This window comes from Streptomyces sp. NPDC051172 (assembly GCF_040682555.1).
Lineage (GTDB): Bacteria > Actinomycetota > Actinomycetes > Streptomycetales > Streptomycetaceae > Streptomyces.
In genome coordinates this window covers 1-1,096 of record NZ_JBFBBE010000453.1, presented here as the reverse complement: position 1 = coordinate 1,096, position 1,096 = coordinate 1, and the positions used below count along the sequence as shown (strand labels likewise).

Genomic DNA, 1,096 nt, shown 5'->3' with positions numbered 1-1,096 from the left:
ACCTCCGAGATCACCTGTCCCAGCGCGCCGTCGGCGTGAAGCAGTCCGCGGTCCGCGACGTCTTCGACATCGCGATGGACCCGAACCTCGTCTCGCTCGCGGGTGGGAACCCGTGGCTCGCCGACCTGCCCCTCGACGAGCTGGGCCGGATCGCCTCCGACCTGATGACCCGGTTCGGCACGGAGTCCCTGCAGTACGGCCCGGGCCAGGGCACCGAGGAGATGCGTGCCGCCGCAGCCACCGTCATGGCCGCCGACGGCATCCCGGACGCGGATCCCGACCTCGTGGTCATCACCCCCGGCTCGCAGGCCGCGATCGACACCGCCTGCCGGGCGTTCGCGAACCGGGGCGACGTCGTCGTGGTGGAGGACCCCACGTTCGTGGGCGCGTTGACCACCTTCAACACCTGGCAGCTCGAGGCCGTGGCCACGGGCACCGACGACCACGGCCTGGTGCCTGCGGCCCTCGACGAGACCCTGACCCGCCTGGCCGCGGAGGGCCGCCGCGTGGCCTTCCTCTACACGATCCCCTCGTTCGCGAACCCGTCGGGCGCCCTGCTGCCCCCGGGCCGCCGCGCCGAGGTGGGCGCGATCTGCGAGAAGCACGGCGTGCTCATCGTGGAGGACAACCCGTACGGGCAGATCGCGTTCGACGGCGAGCCCGTCGCTCCGATCGCCGCTGACCACCGGGACAACGTGGTCCACCTCGGCACGATGTCCAAGATCTTCTCCCCGGGCGTGCGCATCGGCTGGGCGCTCGTGCCGGCCGCGCTCAAGCGCGAGTTCTACCTGTGCGCGGAATCGGCCTACATCCACGCGTCCACGTACTCGCAGATGCTCTCCACCGCCTTCGTCACGCAGCTGGACTGGCAGGGCCACGTCCGCCACGTGACCGGGCTGTACCGCGAGCGGGCCGCGGCGCTCGTGGACGCGGTGCGTGAGCACTGGGACCCGGCGGTCGAGTTCATCACCCCGCAGGGCGGCTTCTTCCTGTGGGCCACCCTGCCCGCCGGGGTGGACACCCTCGAGGTGATGCACCGCGGCATCGAGGCGGGCGCGGTGTTCGTGCCGGGGGCGGCCTTCACCCCCGTCGAGGG

At 72.2% G+C, this 1,096-nt stretch carries 1 protein-coding gene; it reads left to right on the top strand.

Annotated features, from left to right (window positions below):
* Nucleotides 1-1,096: PLP-dependent aminotransferase family protein (locus AB0N07_RS51880; protein WP_365848080.1), on the top strand; the 1,096-nt coding region annotated here is incomplete at both ends.